17 protein-coding genes are annotated in these 16,427 nt (G+C 55.9%); 5 read left to right on the top strand and 12 right to left on the bottom strand.

The window, feature by feature from the left end:
• Window positions 1–39 precede the first annotated feature (39 nt).
• From ribH to thiL, 3 genes are all read left to right on the top strand, one after another.
• The gene (gene ribH / locus ACWKXT_RS07615; RefSeq protein ID WP_006176874.1) at window positions 40–510 is read left to right on the top strand and encodes a 6,7-dimethyl-8-ribityllumazine synthase; all 471 of its coding nucleotides are present in this window, start codon (window positions 40–42) and stop codon (window positions 508–510) included.
• Between the two features lie 21 nt (window positions 511–531).
• A complete protein-coding gene (gene nusB, locus ACWKXT_RS07610; protein WP_006809908.1) occupies window positions 532–951 on the top strand; it encodes a transcription antitermination factor NusB in 420 nt (139 codons plus the stop codon).
• A gap of 77 nt (window positions 952–1,028) precedes the next feature.
• On the top strand, window positions 1,029–2,000 hold the full coding sequence (gene thiL, locus ACWKXT_RS07605) for a thiamine-phosphate kinase (RefSeq protein ID WP_454532090.1): 972 nt from the start codon (window positions 1,029–1,031) through the stop codon (window positions 1,998–2,000).
• A 68-nt stretch (window positions 2,001–2,068) separates the two neighbouring features.
• Here the strand turns inward: thiL and ACWKXT_RS07600 are convergent, their stop codons facing one another.
• From ACWKXT_RS07600 to xseB, 4 genes are all read right to left on the bottom strand, one after another.
• On the bottom strand, window positions 2,069–3,043 hold the full coding sequence (locus ACWKXT_RS07600) for an aldo/keto reductase (protein WP_454532089.1): 975 nt from the start codon (window positions 3,041–3,043) through the stop codon (window positions 2,069–2,071).
• A 62-nt stretch (window positions 3,044–3,105) separates the two neighbouring features.
• Complete coding sequence (gene dxs, locus ACWKXT_RS07595; protein WP_454532088.1) at window positions 3,106–4,968, bottom strand: 1-deoxy-D-xylulose-5-phosphate synthase; 1,863 nt, start codon at window positions 4,966–4,968, stop codon at window positions 3,106–3,108.
• Window positions 4,969–4,992: 24 nt separating this feature from the next.
• The gene (ispA, locus tag ACWKXT_RS07590; protein WP_454528038.1) at window positions 4,993–5,892 is read right to left on the bottom strand and encodes a (2E,6E)-farnesyl diphosphate synthase; all 900 of its coding nucleotides are present in this window, start codon (window positions 5,890–5,892) and stop codon (window positions 4,993–4,995) included.
• A complete protein-coding gene (xseB, locus tag ACWKXT_RS07585) occupies window positions 5,893–6,135 on the bottom strand; it encodes an exodeoxyribonuclease VII small subunit (protein WP_008503331.1) in 243 nt (80 codons plus the stop codon).
• A 191-nt stretch (window positions 6,136–6,326) separates the two neighbouring features.
• Here xseB and thiI point away from each other — a divergent pair, with 191 nt between their 5' ends.
• A complete protein-coding gene (thiI, locus tag ACWKXT_RS07580) occupies window positions 6,327–7,775 on the top strand; it encodes a tRNA uracil 4-sulfurtransferase ThiI (protein WP_454528037.1) in 1,449 nt (482 codons plus the stop codon).
• A gap of 67 nt (window positions 7,776–7,842) precedes the next feature.
• Here thiI and yajL read toward each other — a convergent pair whose 3' ends face one another.
• Together yajL and panE are read right to left on the bottom strand one after the other, a co-directional pair.
• Window positions 7,843–8,433 (bottom strand): protein deglycase YajL, encoded by a 591-nt coding sequence (yajL, locus tag ACWKXT_RS07575; protein WP_454532087.1) that lies wholly within the window; start codon window positions 8,431–8,433, stop codon window positions 7,843–7,845.
• Window positions 8,396–9,307 (bottom strand): 2-dehydropantoate 2-reductase, encoded by a 912-nt coding sequence (gene panE, locus ACWKXT_RS07570; RefSeq protein WP_454532086.1) that lies wholly within the window; start codon window positions 9,305–9,307, stop codon window positions 8,396–8,398. Before panE ends, yajL begins: the two co-directional genes overlap by 38 nt.
• 121 nt (window positions 9,308–9,428) lie before the next feature.
• On the opposite strand from panE, the gene ACWKXT_RS07565 reads away from it, so the two are divergent.
• A complete protein-coding gene (locus ACWKXT_RS07565; RefSeq protein ID WP_023293165.1) occupies window positions 9,429–9,920 on the top strand; it encodes a YajQ family cyclic di-GMP-binding protein in 492 nt (163 codons plus the stop codon).
• 38 nt (window positions 9,921–9,958) lie between these two features.
• On the opposite strand, the gene ACWKXT_RS07560 is transcribed toward ACWKXT_RS07565, so the two are convergent.
• From ACWKXT_RS07560 to cyoA, 6 genes are all read right to left on the bottom strand, one after another.
• Window positions 9,959–11,314, bottom strand: coding sequence for an MFS transporter (locus ACWKXT_RS07560; RefSeq protein ID WP_454532085.1), 1,356 nt, complete (start codon window positions 11,312–11,314; stop codon window positions 9,959–9,961).
• A 148-nt stretch (window positions 11,315–11,462) separates the two neighbouring features.
• A complete protein-coding gene (gene cyoE, locus ACWKXT_RS07555; RefSeq protein WP_061099044.1) occupies window positions 11,463–12,350 on the bottom strand; it encodes a heme o synthase in 888 nt (295 codons plus the stop codon).
• Window positions 12,351–12,361: 11 nt separating this feature from the next.
• Window positions 12,362–12,688: a cytochrome o ubiquinol oxidase subunit IV gene (locus tag ACWKXT_RS07550; protein ID WP_006176899.1), complete on the bottom strand. Its 327-nt coding sequence runs from the start codon at window positions 12,686–12,688 to the stop codon at window positions 12,362–12,364.
• Window positions 12,688–13,302, bottom strand: a complete 615-nt coding sequence (locus ACWKXT_RS07545; RefSeq protein ID WP_008503324.1) for a cytochrome o ubiquinol oxidase subunit III — start codon at window positions 13,300–13,302, stop codon at window positions 12,688–12,690. Before ACWKXT_RS07545 ends, ACWKXT_RS07550 begins: the two co-directional genes overlap by 1 nt.
• Window positions 13,292–15,283, bottom strand: a complete 1,992-nt coding sequence (gene cyoB, locus ACWKXT_RS07540) for a cytochrome o ubiquinol oxidase subunit I (protein ID WP_017383189.1) — start codon at window positions 15,281–15,283, stop codon at window positions 13,292–13,294. The genes ACWKXT_RS07545 and cyoB overlap by 11 nt, the downstream gene beginning before the upstream one ends.
• A 16-nt stretch (window positions 15,284–15,299) precedes the next feature.
• Window positions 15,300–16,247, bottom strand: coding sequence for a cytochrome o ubiquinol oxidase subunit II (cyoA, locus tag ACWKXT_RS07535; RefSeq protein ID WP_080328065.1), 948 nt, complete (start codon window positions 16,245–16,247; stop codon window positions 15,300–15,302).
• Window positions 16,248–16,427 lie beyond the last annotated feature (180 nt).

Raw genomic sequence — 16,427 nt, 5'->3', positions numbered from 1 at the left:
GCCCCCCTGCGGGGCCAAATGAACCCGTAAAGGAAGAGTATGAACATTATTGAAGCTGCTGTAGCTACCCCGGACGCTCGCGTCGCCATCACCATTGCGCGTTTCAACAACTTCATCAACGACAGCCTGCTGGAAGGTGCGATTGACGCCCTGAAACGTATCGGCCAGGTTAAAGATGACAACATTACCGTTGTTTGGGTTCCAGGCGCTTACGAACTGCCACTGGCGGCGGGCGCGCTGGCGAAAACCGGTAAATACGACGCGGTGATTGCACTGGGTACCGTTATTCGTGGCGGCACTGCGCACTTCGAATACGTTGCGGGCGGTGCAAGCAACGGTCTGGCACACGTTGCGCAGGATGCTGAAATTCCTGTCGCGTTCGGCGTGCTGACCACCGAAAGTATTGAACAAGCCATCGAACGTGCTGGCACCAAAGCCGGTAACAAAGGTGCAGAAGCTGCACTGACCGCGCTTGAAATGATCAATGTATTGAAAGCCATCAAGGCCTGATTTTTTTGTAAGGGGAATTCCGTGAAACCTGCTGCTCGTCGCCGCGCCCGTGAATGTGCCGTTCAGGCACTTTACTCCTGGCAGTTGTCCCAGAACGACATCGCTGATGTTGAATACCAGTTCCTGTCAGAACAGGACGTGAAAGACGTTGACGTTCTGTACTTCCGTGAACTGCTGTCGGGAGTGGCGACTAATAGCGCGTATCTCGATGGTCTGATGAAGCCATACCTGTCCCGTTTGCTCGAAGAGCTGGGCCAGGTGGAAAAAGCAGTGTTGCGTATCGCGCTGTTTGAGCTGTCTAAACGTGATGATGTGCCGTACAAAGTGGCCATCAACGAAGCGATCGAACTGGCGAAAACCTTCGGCGCTGAAGACAGCCACAAGTTCGTAAACGGCGTACTTGATAAAGCAGCACCTGCGATCCGTCCCCACAAAAAGTGATCCGCAAACCGGAGTTCTGCATTGCCTGACGGGCAGTGCGGCTCCGGTTTTTTCTTTTATTTGCTGAGGCATAACGTATGGCATGCGGCGAATTCTCCCTGATTGCCCGTTATTTCGACCGTGTCAGAACCTCTCGTCTTGATGTTGAAACCGGCATTGGCGATGACTGCGCACTTCTCAACATTCCCGAAAAACAGACGCTGGCAATCAGCACCGACACCTTAGTGTGCGGACGTCATTTCTTACCGGATATCGATCCTGCCGATCTGGCGTATAAAGCGCTGGCGGTGAATGTCAGCGATCTGGCCGCTATGGGCGCAGATCCTGCCTGGCTGACGTTGGCTCTGACCCTGCCAGAGGTGGATGAAGCCTGGCTGGAAGCGTTTAGCGACGCGCTGTTTGAACAGCTGAATTATTACGATATGCAGCTGATTGGCGGTGATACGACCGCCGGTCCGCTGTCGATGACGCTGGCGATCCACGGCTACGTGCCGTTTGGTCGCGCGCTCAAGCGCTCGGGCGCAAAACCTGGCGACTGGATCTATGTGACCGGTACGCCGGGCGACAGCGCGGCAGGGCTGGCAGTCCTTCAGAATCGATTAACGGTTGAAGATGCCGACGATGCGGCGTATCTGGTGAAGCGTCACCTGCGCCCGACACCGCGTATTCTGCACGGTCAGGCATTGCGTGAGCGGGCCAGCTCGGCTATCGATCTCTCTGACGGACTGATCTCAGACCTCGGCCATATCCTGAAAGCCAGCGGCGTGGGCGCACGCGTTGACCTGGATCTGTTCCCGCTGTCGGAGCAACTGCTTCGCCATGTCGAACCTGAACAGGCGCTGCGCTGGGCGTTATCCGGTGGAGAAGATTATGAGCTGTGCTTCACCGTGCCTGAGCTGAATCGCGGAACGCTGGATGTGGCATTAGCGCATCTCGGCGCGAAATTTACCTGCATCGGTCAGATCATGCCGGAAAGCGAAGGGCTGAAGTTTGTGAAAGACGGTGCGCCTGTGACGCTGGACTGGAAAGGATACGATCACTTCGCGTGAGTTTGTGCGCTCTGTATTGCCGGGTGGCGGTTATGCCTTACCCGGCCTACGGATTAGAGGGTTAGGGCTTACTTAAACCCCACCACCGGATGCTGCTGATACGGCGTCTCCAGCTCGGCAATCTGCTCCGGCGTCAGGGATAAATCCACTGCACTCAGCAACTCATCCAGCTGCTCTTCCCGCGACGTGCCGATAATCGGTGCCGCGACGCCGCGTTTACCCAGCAGCCACGCCAGCGCCACCTGTGCGCGGGTTGCTCCGGTATCGTCGGCTATCCCGGCTAAGCGTTCGGCAATTAGCGCATCGCTGGCCTCTGTTCCGGAATAAAGGTTTTTCCCCACTTCATCCGATACCAGGCGGGCCGTGGTTTCTCCCCACGGGCGTGTCAGGCGGCCGCGCGCCAGCGGGCTCCATGGGATCACCGCTACGCCTTCCTGGTAGCAGAGCGGCAGCATCTCGCGCTCTTCTTCACGATAGATCAGGTTGTAGTGATCCTGCATGGTGACAAAGCGCGCCCAGCCGTGCTGCGCCTGGAGATCCAGCGCCTGGGCAAACTGCGACGCGTGCATAGACGACGCGCCGATATAGCGCGCTTTACCCGCTTTCACCACGTCGTTCAGCGCTTCAAGCGTCTCTTCAATCGGCGTGTTGTAATCCCAGCGATGAATTTGCAGCAGGTCGACGTAATCCATGTTCAGGCGTCTGAGGCTGTCATCAATGGAGCGCAGGATCTGCGCGCGAGAAAGGCCTTCAGTCAGATCGCCTGACGGGTAGTAAACCTTGGTGGCAACGACGATGTCATCCCGGCGGGCAAAATCGCGCAGGGCGCGACCAACAATCTCCTCGCTGCTGCCGTCGGAGTAGCTGTTAGCGGTGTCGAAAAAGTTAATGCCGCCTTCGATGGCGCGTTTGATAATCGGACGGCTGCTCTCTTCCGGCAGTGTCCAGGCATGGTTTCCCCGATCGGGTTCACCAAAGGTCATGCATCCCAGGCAAAGCCGGGAAACCTTAAGGTCCGTTTTACCTAATGTCGTGTATTGCACGGTTCCGCTCCTGCTGTTTAAACACCTGGTTTAAGCATAGCAGGAGCGGAAAAGGGAAGGGGTTATGCCAGCCAGGTGCGGATTTTGGCTTCGATACCGGCGGCATCCAGGCCAATCGCCGCGCGGGCTTCATCCTGGGTACCCTGAGGAATAAAATGATCCGGCAGGCCGAGATTGAGGACCGGAACGGCTTTACGGTTCGCCATCAGCACCTCGTTCACGCCGCTGCCCGCGCCGCCCATAATGGCGTTTTCTTCCAGCGTGACCAGCACGTCGTGGCTTTCCGCCATGCTCAGGATCAGAAACTCATCCAGCGGCTTCACAAAGCGCATATCCACCAGCGTGGCATTCAGCGTTTCAGCCACTTTCGCGGCCTCTGGCATCAGCGTGCCGAAGTTCAGGATTGCCACTTTCTCACCGCGACGCTTCACCACCCCTTTGCCAAGCGGCAGTTTTTCCAGCGGCTGGAGCTCAACGCCCACCGCATTGCCGCGCGGGTAGCGAACCGCGCTTGGGCCATCCTGATAGTGGTAGCCGGTAAACAGCATCTGACGGCATTCGTTCTCGTCACTTGGCGTCATGATCACCATATCCGGGATACAGCGCAGGAACGAGAGATCAAATGCGCCCTGGTGCGTCTGGCCGTCGGCACCGACGATGCCCGCGCGGTCGATAGCAAACAGCACCGGCAGCTTCTGAATCGCTACGTCGTGGATCACCTGATCGTAAGCGCGCTGCAGGAAGGTGGAGTAGATAGCGACAACCGGCTTGTAGCCGCCAATCGCCAGGCCCGCTGCAAACGTCACCGCATGCTGCTCGGCAATCGCCACGTCGAAATACTGGTCAGGGTATTTTCTGGAGAACTCCACCATGCCGGAGCCTTCGCGCATAGCCGGGGTGATCGCCATCAGTTTGTTATCTTTCGCAGCGGTTTCGCACAGCCAGTCGCCGAAGATTTTAGAATAGCTCGGCATACCGCCGCTGCTTTTCGGCAGGCAGCCGCTGGACGGATCGAATTTCGGCACCGCGTGGAAGGTGATCGGATCTTTTTCCGCCGGTTCGTAACCACGACCCTTTTTGGTCATGATATGCAGGAACTGCGGGCCTTTCAGATCGCGCATATTCTTGAGCGTGGTCACCAGACCCAGCACGTCGTGGCCGTCAACCGGGCCGATGTAGTTAAAGCCCAGCTCCTCGAAAAGCGTGCCGGGAACGACCATGCCTTTGATGTGTTCTTCGGTACGTTTGAGCAGCTCTTTAATCGGCGGTACGCCGGAGAAGACTTTTTTGCCGCCTTCGCGCAGGGAGGAGTAGAGCTTGCCGGAAAGCAGCTGCGCCAGATGATTGTTCAGCGCACCGACGTTCTCGGAGATCGACATTTCGTTATCGTTAAGGATAACCAGCATGTCCGGCTTGATGTCGCCCGCGTGGTTCATGGCCTCGAAGGCCATCCCCGCGGTGATGGCGCCGTCGCCAATCACGCAGACGGTGCGGCGCTGCTTGTTCTCTTTTTCGGCGGCAACGGCAATACCGATGCCCGCGGAAATAGAGGTGGAAGAGTGGCCGACGCTCAGCACGTCATACTCGCTCTCACCGCGCCACGGGAACGGGTGAAGGCCGCCTTTCTGACGAATGGTGCCAATTTTATCGCGACGTCCGGTCAGAATTTTGTGCGGGTAGGCCTGATGGCCCACGTCCCAGATGAGCTGATCGAACGGCGTGTTATAGACATAGTGCAGCGCCACGGTCAGCTCTACCGTGCCAAGCCCGGAGGCGAAATGGCCGCTGGAGCGGCTAACGCTGTCGAGCAGGTAGCGACGCAATTCGTCGCACAGCTTCGGCAGGCTCTCTTTCGGCAACAGACGTAACTCCTGGGTGGAGTCAACTAACGCCAGTGTCGGGTATTTGGCAATATCAAAACTCATCAAAGGCTCATCGAGATATATAGTTTATTTATCACGCTGGATTATATAGTCCGCTAGCGCTTCCAGTGCCGAGGTATCCAGCGATTGCGCGGCCAGCTCACTTAGCGAGTGGCGGGCATCGTCTATCAGATCCCGGGCTTTACGTTGGGCTTGCTCAAGACCCAGCAGGGCGGGGTAGGTACTTTTGCCAAGCTGCTGGTCCGCGCCCTGACGTTTACCCAATGTTGCAGTATCGCCCACCACATCCAGAATGTCATCCTGAACCTGGAATGCCAGACCGATACTTTCTGCGTATCTGTCCAGAATCGGCAGGGCTTTGCGCCCTCGCTCACCCGCGCTCAGCGCGCCCAGGCGAACGGCGGAACGAATCAATGCCCCGGTTTTATGGCGGTGAATACGCTCCAGCTGTTCCAGATTAACCTGACGTCCTTCCGCTTCAAGATCCAGCGCCTGTCCGCCGCACATACCGGCGACGCCGCTGGCCATTGCCAGTTCGGAGATCATCGCCAGGCGGTCGCGATCGGCCACTTCCGCCATCGGCGCATCGCTCAGAATCGAGAACGCCAGCGTCTGCAGAGCATCCCCCGCCAGAATGGCATTCGCTTCGCCAAACTTAATGTGGCAGGTGGGTTGACCCCGACGCAGATCGTCATCGTCCATCGCCGGAAGATCGTCGTGGATCAGCGAATAAGCGTGGATGCACTCCACGGCGGCTGCCGGGGCGTCCAGCGTGTTATCGCTGATACCGAACATATTGCCGGTGGCGTACACCAGAAACGGGCGCAGGCGCTTTCCACCCAAGAGTGCGCCATAGTGCATGGCTTCAACCAGTGGAGTGTTCTGAAAAGGCTGTGGCGCAATAAATCGGCGCAGGGCGTTGTTGGCGCGCACGACGCGCGCCTGAAGCTCGTTGGCAAAATCCATTTACTCGGCGTCCGGTGTGAAAGGCGTGGTTTTCGCGTCTTCGCTGTCGGAAAGCAGGATCTGCACACGCTGCTCGGCCTGCTGCAGTTTGACCTGCCCCTGGCGCGCCAGCTGCACGCCACGCTCGAATTCGTTGAGCGCCTCTTCCAGCGGGAGATCGCCGCTCTCAAGACGGGTAACGATTTGCTCCAGTTCACTCAGCGCAGTTTCGAAACTGGCCGGTGCGTCGTTCTTCTTCGGCATAGTGAATTGACTCTTATATTCTCAGCCCTGATATGGTAACGGACTCGGGCGGATAAGCAAATAACGCGCAATGTGCACAGGAGCGGCGCGATGGTGGTATACTTGCGCGCCTGGATGCAGCCACGGGTGTGGGCTGCTGTACTCTTTTCCATTACAAGCCTTAATACGCTTGCCTAAGAAACATTGCCGCCATGAAGTTTATCATTAAATTGTTCCCTGAAATCACCATCAAAAGCCAATCTGTGCGTTTGCGCTTTATTAAAATTCTCACCGGGAACATTCGTAACGTATTAAAGCACTACGACGAAACCCTCGCCGTGGTGCGCCACTGGGACCACGTTGAAGTGCGCGCCAAAGACGAAAACAAACGTCAGGATATTCGCGACGCGCTGACCCGTATTCCAGGGATCCACCATATCCTGGAAGTGGAAGATGTTCCGTTCAGCGATATGCACGACATCTTCGAGAAAGCGCTGGTCCAGTACCGCGACCAGATCGAAGGCAAAACCTTCTGCGTGCGCGTGAAGCGTCGCGGCAAGCACGAGTTCAGCTCTATTGAAGTGGAACGTTACGTCGGCGGCGGTTTGAACCAGCACGTTGAAACGGCGCGCGTACGCCTGACTAACCCGGACGTGACCGTGAACCTGGAGATCGAAAACGATCGCCTGCTGCTGGTGAAAGGGCGCTATGAAGGTATCGGCGGCTTCCCGATTGGCACCCAGGAAGACGTATTGTCCCTGATCTCCGGCGGCTTCGACTCCGGCGTCTCCAGCTATATGCTGATGCGTCGCGGCTGCCGCGTGCATTATTGCTTCTTCAACCTGGGCGGCGCGGCGCACGAAATCGGCGTTCGTCAGGTCGCGCATTACCTGTGGAATCGCTTCGGCAGCTCCCACCGCGTGCGTTTCGTGGCGATTAACTTTGAGCCGGTCGTGGGTGAAATCCTCGAAAAAGTGGACGACGGCCAGATGGGCGTGATCCTGAAGCGCATGATGGTGCGCGCGGCGTCCAAAGTGGCGGAACGCTACGGCGTGCAGGCGCTGGTCACCGGCGAAGCGCTGGGCCAGGTCTCCAGCCAGACGCTGACCAACCTGCGTCTGATCGACAACGTGTCTGATACGCTGATCCTGCGTCCGCTGATCTCCCATGATAAAGAGCACATCATCGACCTGGCGCGCGAAATCGGCACCGAAGATTTTGCCCGCACCATGCCGGAATACTGCGGTGTGATCTCAAAAAGCCCAACCGTCAAGGCGGTGAAGGCGAAGATCGAAGCGGAAGAAGAGAACTTCGATTTCAGCATCCTGGAAAAAGTGGTGGCAGAAGCGTCCAACATCGACATCCGTGAGATTGCCCAGCAGACCGAGCAGGAAGTCGTTGAAGTTGAAACTGTGAGCGGTTTTGGCGCTAACGATGCGATTCTGGATATCCGCTCCATTGACGAGCAGGATGACAAACCGCTGCAGGTAGAAGGCGTGGAGGTGGTTTCTCTGCCGTTCTACAAGCTGAGCACTAAGTTTGGCGATCTCGATCAGAGCAAAACCTACCTGCTGTGGTGTGAGCGCGGGGTGATGAGCCGCCTGCAGGCGCTGTATCTGCGCGAGCAGGGCTTCGCGAATGTGAAGGTGTATCGTCCGTAGTTTCTAGCCGGGGAGTGCGGCCTGATGCCCTCACCCCGGCCCTCTCCCACGGGGAGAGGGAGAACACCTATTCGTAATAATTATAAATCCCCGCCGGCATCACCAGCGATGACGCCACTTCGTACGCTTTCTCACGCCCGACCAGCAGGTCAATAATCTTTAAGCCAAAATCGATAGCGGTGCCGGGCCCCTGGCTGGTCAGCAGGTTGACGCGCGGGTCCCAGACGACGCGTTTATCCACCCAATGCTCTTCCGGGATTGTATCCTTAAGCCCCGGGAAGCCGGTCATGTTGCCGATGGGGAAGATATCGTGCGGAATCAGAACCGTTCCGGCGGCGGCACAGATTGCTGCGACGATGCGGCCGGACAGATGGAACTGGCGCACGGTCTCGACCAGCAGCGGGCTGTCGCGAAAACATTCCGCACCTTTTAAGCCGCCGGGCAGCACGATGATGTCGTAATCGCCGTCAGCCACCTGAACAAGCGGTGCGTCCGCCAGGATTTTCACCCCGCGTGAACAGGTGACGGCGAGATTGCCGTCGCTGGCAACGCTGGCGGTGGTCACCGTGATACCGCCCCGCACCATTAAATCGATAGTGGTGACGGCTTCCATCTCTTCGCTACCAGGGGCGAGGCATACCAGTGCTGACGCGCTCATACTCATTCTCCTTACGTTTAACCTGATCGTACAGGCGGGCGTTCTCAGGCACCGCGATACCGTGCGCACGGGCGCGCTTTAGCAGATAACCGGTGATGTAGTCGATTTCGGTGTGGCGTAACGCACGAACGTCCTGCAGCATCGAAGAGATATTTTCTGCCGTGCTATCAATCACCTGCTCGACATAATAGCGTAAATCATCCGCCGAGGTGTGCAAGCCTTCGCGCTCCACCACCGAAGCCACTTCTTCACACAGCGTCGCTATCTCCTGCGGATGGTTTTTTAGCTCCCCGTTCGGGCAGTCCCACAGCGCCGTCAGCGGGTTGATCACGCAGTTTACCGCCAGCTTGCGCCATAGCTGAGGGCGGATATTGTTGTGCCAGGCAACGTCCGGCAAGACCTTTTGCAGGACATCCGCCAGATAGCTGTAATCGCCGTCCTGTTCGCGGGCCGGACCGATATGCGTCACGCCGCTGGCGACATGCACGATGATATTGCCGTCACGACGCGCAGCGTGCGTTGTGGTCGCCATCAGCAGGGGCTGTGGAACGCTTTGCAGCTCGTCAAGTGTCCCCATGCCGTTATGCAGCAGCAGAATGGGGGAAGTGGGGGGGAGCTGCGCGGCCAGCGTTTTTACCGTGTCGGAAACCTGCCAGGCTTTGAGCGTCACCAGCAGAAGGTCGCTTTGCGCGAGGAAATCAGGATCGTTCGCGGTGAGGGATTCGTTAAAGATGCTTCCGTCTTCACCAATCAGGTTAACACTGCAATAGGGCTGGGGTACGCGCAGCCAGCCCTGAACCTCATGTCCGTGCTTGCACAGTGCGGTCAGCCACAGCTGGCCAAGCGCTCCGCATCCGAGCACCGTAATTTTCATTGTTCCTCCTCACCTGCAACTGCGCCAGGTGTCACAGCTTAATTATACAGCTAAGCTTCTGTTGAGTTATGCCTCGTAGCGGGTATTATGCAACGCAACAAAAGTGAAGGGAGAAGAAAAGATGCCATCTTTCGATATTGTTTCCGAAGTTGATATCCAGGAAGTTCGCAACGGCGTTGAGAACGCAACCCGCGAAGTTGAGTCACGTTTCGATTTTCGTGGCGTTGAGGCGTCGTTCGAGCTGAACGACGCAAATAAGACCATTAAAGTGCTGAGCGAGTCAGATTTCCAGGTGAATCAGCTGCTCGACATTCTGCGCGCCAAGCTGTTAAAACGCGGCATCGAAGGAACGTCTCTCGATGTACCGGACGAATTTGTGCACAGCGGTAAGAACTGGTTTGTGGAAGCGAAGCTGAAGCAGGGCATTGAGAGCGCGGTGCAGAAGAAGATCGTTAAGCTCATCAAAGACAGCAAGCTGAAGGTGCAGGCGCAGATCCAGGGCGAAGAAATTCGTGTGACCGGTAAGTCCCGCGATGACCTCCAGTCGGTGATGGCGCTGGTGCGCGGCGGGGATCTGGGACAGCCGTTCCAGTTCAAAAACTTCCGCGATTAAGACAGAAAAGCCCGGTTCAACCGGGCTTTTTTTTACGCTTAGAGCGCTTGCTCGACCTCGAAGCGATTGGTCATTTTACTGTCTATTTTGACGTAAGCGCTGCGTTCTTCCGGGACGATAAGCACCTCGGTCACGCCTTCTTTGGCTTCCAGACGCTGTTTCAGCGCATCGCTAATCTCCACATCCCCCGGGATTTCTACCCGCAGGCTGCTCACATAGCGCGGCTCTTTCATGGTGCTGGCAACCAGCAGCCAGACTGTCGCCAGCAGCGCGCCCGCGAGAAACACGGTTTGCGAATCAAACAGGCCGTCGACCCAGCCGCCAAGCGAGCCGCCAATCGCCACGCCGAGAAACTGGCTGGTGGAGTAGATGCCCATCGCCGTGCCTTTGTAACCGGCCGGAGACTCTTTGCTGATAAGCGACGGCAGCAGCGCTTCCATCAGGTTAAACGCCAGGAAGAAAAGCTGTACGCCTGCCACCAGCTCCCAGAAGTGCGGGCCGGAGCCCCAGAGCACGATTTCGGCAATCAGCAACAGCGCCACGCAGCCAATGAAGACGCGCTTCATTTTGCGCTTCACTTCGGCATAGATGATGAACGGCACTACGGAGACAAACGAAATCAGCATCGTCACCAGATAGATTTTCCAGTGCTCAGCCGCCGGGAAACCCGCCGCGGCAAGCTGGCCGGGCAGGGCGACGAAGGTGGACATCAGCAGAATGTGCAGACACATGATGCCGAAGTTCAGCTTCAGCAGGCGCGGTTCAACCAGCACTTTGCTGAAGCAGCCCTTCACCATGCCGGATTCACGGTTCAGAACGTGGTTTTTGCTGTCCGGCACAACCCAAAGCGTTAGCGCGATCCCGATGGTCGCCAGTACGGCAATCATCCAGAACAGGGCGTGCAGACCGAGCGCATGGGTGATTATCGGGCCCAGCACCATCGCGATGGCAAAGGTGACGCCAAAGCTGACGCCGATAAAGGCCATCGCCTTCGTGCGGTTCTGCTCGCGGGTGAGATCTGACAGCAGCGCCATGACGGCAGCGGCAATCGCGCCGGAACCCTGCAGGGCGCGGCCAAGAATAATCCCCCAGATAGAGTGGGAGAGGGCGGCAATGATGCTGCCAAGAACAAAGATAAGCAGACCGCCGACGATCAGCGGTTTTCGGCCCACCCGATCCGAGAGCAGGCCAAACGGGATCTGGAAGACCGCCTGCGCCAGTCCATAAATGCCGATCGCGAGTCCAATTAGCGCCTCGCTGGCCCCCTGCAGCGCCATGCCGTACGTGGTCAGAACAGGCAGGACCATAAACATGCCAAGCATCCGTAGCGAGAAGACAGTCCCTAAGCCCCAGGTCGCGCGTAGCTCGCCTGGCGTCATTTTATAATCGTTCATTACCACCTCAGTTCAAAAGCAGGCCATAGTGTAGTGCGGGGAAGGGGCGGGGTAAATAAAGGCTTATTTAACAAATATTACATGCGTTATTAATAGATTTAGTGAATAAAAAAGGGTGCCGAAGCACCCTTTTTAGACCTGATTTGGCTTACCAGACGTAAGTCAGCAGGTTGTGTGAATCTGGCACCATGAAATCTACGGACATCATCACGGACAGCGAGGTGATGGCCACAATCGAGAACACAAACAGTTTGCGCGCCCAGACTTTGTCATCTTCCACTTTGTAACCGCGCAGCGCCATACCGAGCCACCAGACGCTCACCGCAGCCGCTACTGCCAGATATTTGTATCCAGCGTAACCACCCAGAGAGAGCATCAGCGTTGCCACGGCAAAGGCGATGATGTACAGCGTGATGTGGTTCTTGGCAACCGAAATGCCTTTAACGACCGGCAGAACCGGGATGTTCGCTGCCTGATAATCCTTAAAGCGGAAAATCGCGATGGCATAGGAGTGCGGCATCTGCCACAGGCTAAAGATAGCCAGCAGGATCAGCGCACCGCTGTCGAACTCGTTCGTGACCGCGCAGTAGCCAATCACCGGCGGCGCAGCGCCGGAGAGAGAACCAATCAGCGTGCCGTAGACGGAGTGACGTTTCATATACAGGCTGTAGACGCCCACATACACAACGAACCCCATCACCCCCAGCCAGCAGGCCAGCGGGTTAGCACCAAACCACAGCAGCATAAAGCCAGCAATACCCAGCAAGGTGGCGTACACCAGCGAGACGGAAGGGGCGATCAGGCCTTTCACCAGCACCCGATTTTTGGTCCTTTCCATCTTCTTGTCGATATCCATGTCGATGTAGTTGTTAAATACACAACCGGACGCAACAACCAGTGACACACCGACCAGCGTGGAGATAAAGAGGGCGTAATCAATGCTGCCCTTAGAGGCCAGCAGGAACCCTCCGATCACGGAGATCAGGTTGCCAAAGATGATGCCTGGTTTCGTTACTTGCAGGTATTGCTTAAACATACTCGCCGCTCTTAGTGAACCATCATGTTGTAGTTGAGGTTCCACATAATCCAGATGGAACCGACTACCAGGATAGCGATGATAATCACGGTAAAGATAAAGGCCGTCATGTTCCAGCCTTCATCGGACTTGGTGTTCATGTGCAGGAAGCAAACCAGATGCACCAGAATCTGAATCACCGCGGTCACCAGGATTGCGCCCAGGATAACCGGCTTAGATGCAGAACCGCTCATCACCATCCAGAACGGGATCACCGTCAGGATGATCGACAGGATGAAACCTGTCATGTAGGTTTTTACGCTGCCGTGGGAAGCGCCATGATCGTTAGAATGACTCATTACATCGCCCCCATCAGATAGACAACAGAGAACACGCAGATCCACACCACGTCCAGGAAGTGCCAGAACAGGCTCAGGCACAGGATACGGGTACGGTTAGTGCTGGTCAGGCCGCGACGGGAGATCTGGAACATCAGAACTGCCATCCAGATCAGACCTGAAGTCACGTGCAGACCGTGGGTACCCACCAGCGCGAAGAACGCGGACAGGAAGCCACTGCGATCCGGGCCGAAGCCTTCCATGATCAGGTGATGGAATTCATAGATTTCCATCCCGATAAAGCCAGCACCAAACAACCAGGTCAACGCCAGCCAGGAGACAACCTGGCTTTTGTTGTTTTTGTACATGGCGATAGCCGCCATGCCGTAGGTGATGGAGCTGAATAACAGCAGTGCGGTTTCAACCAGAACGAACGGCAGTTCAAAGATGTCCTTGCCGGTCGGGCCGCCCGCTGTGCCGTTCACCAGAACGGCATAGGTCGCGAACAGACAGCAGAACAGAATGCAGTCGCTCATCAGGTAGATCCAGAAACCGAAGACTTTGGTCGGTCCCGTATCGTGGTGCGCATGCTCATGCGCGTGGGCAGTTGAGTGCGCCAGAGTATCAGTTGCCATTTTTCAGCCCCGCTTTAGAAATCTCGTCGAAATGCTGATTTTCCAACTTTTCAACTTCACGGACTGGTACGTAGTAGTCCACGTCCTCGTCAAAGCTCTTCACAATCCAGCTGATTACGATGCCAGCGAAGCCAACAATCGCCATCCACCAGATGTGCCAGATCATTGCGAAACCAAATACCGTTGCGAAAGCGGCAATCACCATGCCCGCCGCGCTGTTTTTCGGCATATGGATCTCTTCGTAATGCTCAGGTTGCTTGTACGCTTCACCTTTTTCTTTCATTTCCCAGAATGCATCACGCTCGTGAATGTGCGGCACTACGGCAAAGTTATAGAACGGCGGTGGAGAAGAGGTCGCCCACTCCAGCGTACGGCCACCCCATGGGTCACCGGTCAGGTCGCGGTTCAGGTTACGGTCACGGATAGACACGTAGTACTGAATCAGCTGGCACAGAATACCGCAGGCAATCAGCGCTGCACCGCCCGCTGCAACCATCAGCATTGGGTGGAACTGCGGATCGATCTGCTGGCTCAGACGACGGGTCATACCCATGAAGCCCAGCACGTACAGCGGCATAAACGCCACGAAGAAGCCAATGATCCAGAACCAGAACGCGCGTTTACCCCATTTTTCGTTCAGCGTGAAGCCGAACGCTTTTGGCCACCAGTAGGTTACGCCAGCGAAGCAGCCGAAGACCACACCACCGATGATAACGTTATGGAAGTGCGCAATCAGGAACAGACTGTTGTGCAGAACGAAGTCAGCACCTGGTACCGCCAGCAGTACGCCGGTCATCCCACCTACGGAGAAGGTCACGATGAAGCCGATGGTCCACAGCATTGCTGAGTGGAACACGATACGGCCCTGGTACATGGTGAACAGCCAGTTGAAGATCTTCACCCCGGTAGGGATGGCGATAATCATGGTGGTGATACCGAAGAAGGCGTTTACGTTCGCGCCCGCACCCATGGTGAAGAAGTGGTGCAGCCAAACGATGAACGACAGAACGGTAATACACACAGTTGCCCACACCAGAGAGGTGTAACCAAACAGACGTTTACGCGAGAAGGTTGCCGCGATTTCGGAGAACACACCGAAGACAGGCAGAACCAGAATGTACACTTCCGGGTGACCCCAGGCCCAAATCAGGTTGATGTACATCATCATGTTGCCACCCATATCATTCGTGAAGAAATGGGTGCCCAGGTAGCGGTCCAGGGTCAGCAGCGCGATGGTGACGGTCAGAATTGGGAACGACGCGATAATCAGTACGTTGGCGCACAGAGATGCCCAGGTAAATACCGGCATCTTGAACATCGTCATACCAGGTGCACGCATCTTCAGGATGGTCACGAAGAAGTTGATACCGGTCAGGGTTGTACCGACACCGGAGAGCTGAAGCGCCCAAATCCAGTAGTCAACGCCTACACCCGGACTGTACTCAATTCCTGACAGCGGCGGGTAAGCCAGCCAGCCGGTCTGTGCGAATTCGCCCACACCCAGTGACAGGTTAACCAGGATAACGCCGACAACCGTGAACCAGAAGCTCAGGTTGTTCAGGAACGGGAACGCAACGTCACGCGCGCCAATTTGCAGCGGAACGACAACGTTCATCAGACCGATTACCAGCGGCATCGCCACGAAGAAGATCATGATAACGCCGTGGGCGGTAAAGATCTGATCGTAGTGGTGCGGTGGCAGGAAGCCGGCTTCGCCCGCAGACGCAAGTGCCTGCTGGCTACGCATCATGATCGCATCCGCAAAGCCACGAATTAACATGACGATACCGACGATGCAGTACATGATACCGAGTTTTTTGTGGTCAACCGAAGTCAGCCACTCATTCCACAGGTAGCTCCACTTACCGAAGTAAGTGATCAGGCCAACTAAGGCCGCGCCACCAATGATAATTGCAGCCACCGTAACCATAATAATCGGTTCATGGTAGGGCACTGCATCCAGTGTCAATTTTCCGAACATTTTCTTCCTCGGCCCCTTAGTGAGCGGTTTCCGCGTGGCTCATGTCCATGCCTTCCATACCTTCGTGCGCGCTGTGCTCGCCTTCAGGCTGGGTCATGTCCATGCTCATACCGTGGTCCATAAATTTGCCAATAACGTCTTTGAACAAATCTGGTTTCACGTTAGAGAAGTACTCCACCTTGTTGTATTCGCTAGGTGCAGCCACTTTTTCGAACGCCGCCATGTCAGACATGGTGTTTGGAGACTGCTTCGCTTTTTCAACCCACTGGTCGAAAGCGGCACGGTCCGGCGTCGCGATAGCTTTGAACTTCATACCTGAGAAGCCCGGGCCGCTATAGCTGGCGGAGATACCATCGTAGGTGCCTGCTTCATTCGCGATCAGATGCAGGTTGGTCTGCATACCGGCCATCGCGTAAATCTGGCTACCCAGACGTGGGATGAAGAAGGAGTTCATTACGGAGTTGGAGGTCACTTTGAACTGAACCGGAGTGTTCGCCGGGAAGGCGATTTCATTCACGGTAGCAATGCCCTGCTCTGGATAGATGAAGAACCATTTCCAGTCCATGGAGACCACTTCAATGGTAATGGGTTTTTCATCGTGAACCAGCGGCTTGCTTGGCTCAAGTGCGTGAGTGGTTTTCCAGGTCAGAACGGCAAGGAACAGGATGATCAGAATAGGTACCGTCCAGACCACAGCTTCCACTTTATTGGAGTGTGACCAGTTAGGGCTATACTTCGCATCTTTATTGCTCGCACGATACTTCCAGGCGAAACCAACAGCCATCAAAATGGCAGGAATAACCACAATCAACATCAGGCCAAAAGCCGTCAATATCAGTGAACGTTGTTCCAGTCCAATCTGTCCTTTGGGGTCTAGTAGTGCAGAATCACAGCCACTGAGTAATACAGTGCCTGCGAATAATGACAACCATCCCAAACTTTTATTGTATTTCCTGAGTCTCATTTAACGACCTCAATTCCACGGGAGTCTGGTGGCGTTTAAAGTGTGCGGGCATTTTACGGGAAGGTTACATTACTGTAAACATCATTAGGCCTGTGTCAGGAAGGTGTTACCGGGTTCTGCCGCACGTGTCACAAGTGTTGCAAATTATGTCGGTTTTTATGACCGAAGCCGCATGGCATG

It is taken from the genome of Enterobacter sp. UPMP701, assembly GCF_053709515.1.
This window is presented reverse-complemented; position numbering and strand designations above follow the sequence as displayed.

What these genes read in the sequence shown, in the direction of transcription:
- panE (WP_454532086.1), bottom strand. Translation starts at nt 9,307, where the DNA reads ATGAAAATTACGGTGCTCGGATGCGGAGCGCTTGGCCAGCTGTGGCTG.
- yajL (WP_454532087.1), bottom strand. Translation starts at nt 8,433, where the DNA reads ATGAGCGCGTCAGCACTGGTATGCCTCGCCCCTGGTAGCGAAGAGATG.
- ACWKXT_RS07550 (WP_006176899.1), bottom strand. Translation starts at nt 12,688, where the DNA reads ATGAGTCATTCTAACGATCATGGCGCTTCCCACGGCAGCGTAAAAACC.
- ribH (WP_006176874.1), top strand. Translation starts at nt 40, where the DNA reads ATGAACATTATTGAAGCTGCTGTAGCTACCCCGGACGCTCGCGTCGCC.
- ACWKXT_RS07545 (WP_008503324.1), bottom strand. Translation starts at nt 13,302, where the DNA reads ATGGCAACTGATACTCTGGCGCACTCAACTGCCCACGCGCATGAGCAT.
- xseB (WP_008503331.1), bottom strand. Translation starts at nt 6,135, where the DNA reads ATGCCGAAGAAGAACGACGCACCGGCCAGTTTCGAAACTGCGCTGAGT.
- thiL (WP_454532090.1), top strand. Translation starts at nt 1,029, where the DNA reads ATGGCATGCGGCGAATTCTCCCTGATTGCCCGTTATTTCGACCGTGTC.
- thiI (WP_454528037.1), top strand. Translation starts at nt 6,327, where the DNA reads ATGAAGTTTATCATTAAATTGTTCCCTGAAATCACCATCAAAAGCCAA.
- cyoE (WP_061099044.1), bottom strand. Translation starts at nt 12,350, where the DNA reads ATGTTTAAGCAATACCTGCAAGTAACGAAACCAGGCATCATCTTTGGC.
- cyoA (WP_080328065.1), bottom strand. Translation starts at nt 16,247, where the DNA reads ATGAGACTCAGGAAATACAATAAAAGTTTGGGATGGTTGTCATTATTC.
- dxs (WP_454532088.1), bottom strand. Translation starts at nt 4,968, where the DNA reads ATGAGTTTTGATATTGCCAAATACCCGACACTGGCGTTAGTTGACTCC.
- cyoB (WP_017383189.1), bottom strand. Translation starts at nt 15,283, where the DNA reads ATGTTCGGAAAATTGACACTGGATGCAGTGCCCTACCATGAACCGATT.
- ACWKXT_RS07565 (WP_023293165.1), top strand. Translation starts at nt 9,429, where the DNA reads ATGCCATCTTTCGATATTGTTTCCGAAGTTGATATCCAGGAAGTTCGC.
- ispA (WP_454528038.1), bottom strand. Translation starts at nt 5,892, where the DNA reads ATGGATTTTGCCAACGAGCTTCAGGCGCGCGTCGTGCGCGCCAACAAC.
- ACWKXT_RS07560 (WP_454532085.1), bottom strand. Translation starts at nt 11,314, where the DNA reads ATGAACGATTATAAAATGACGCCAGGCGAGCTACGCGCGACCTGGGGC.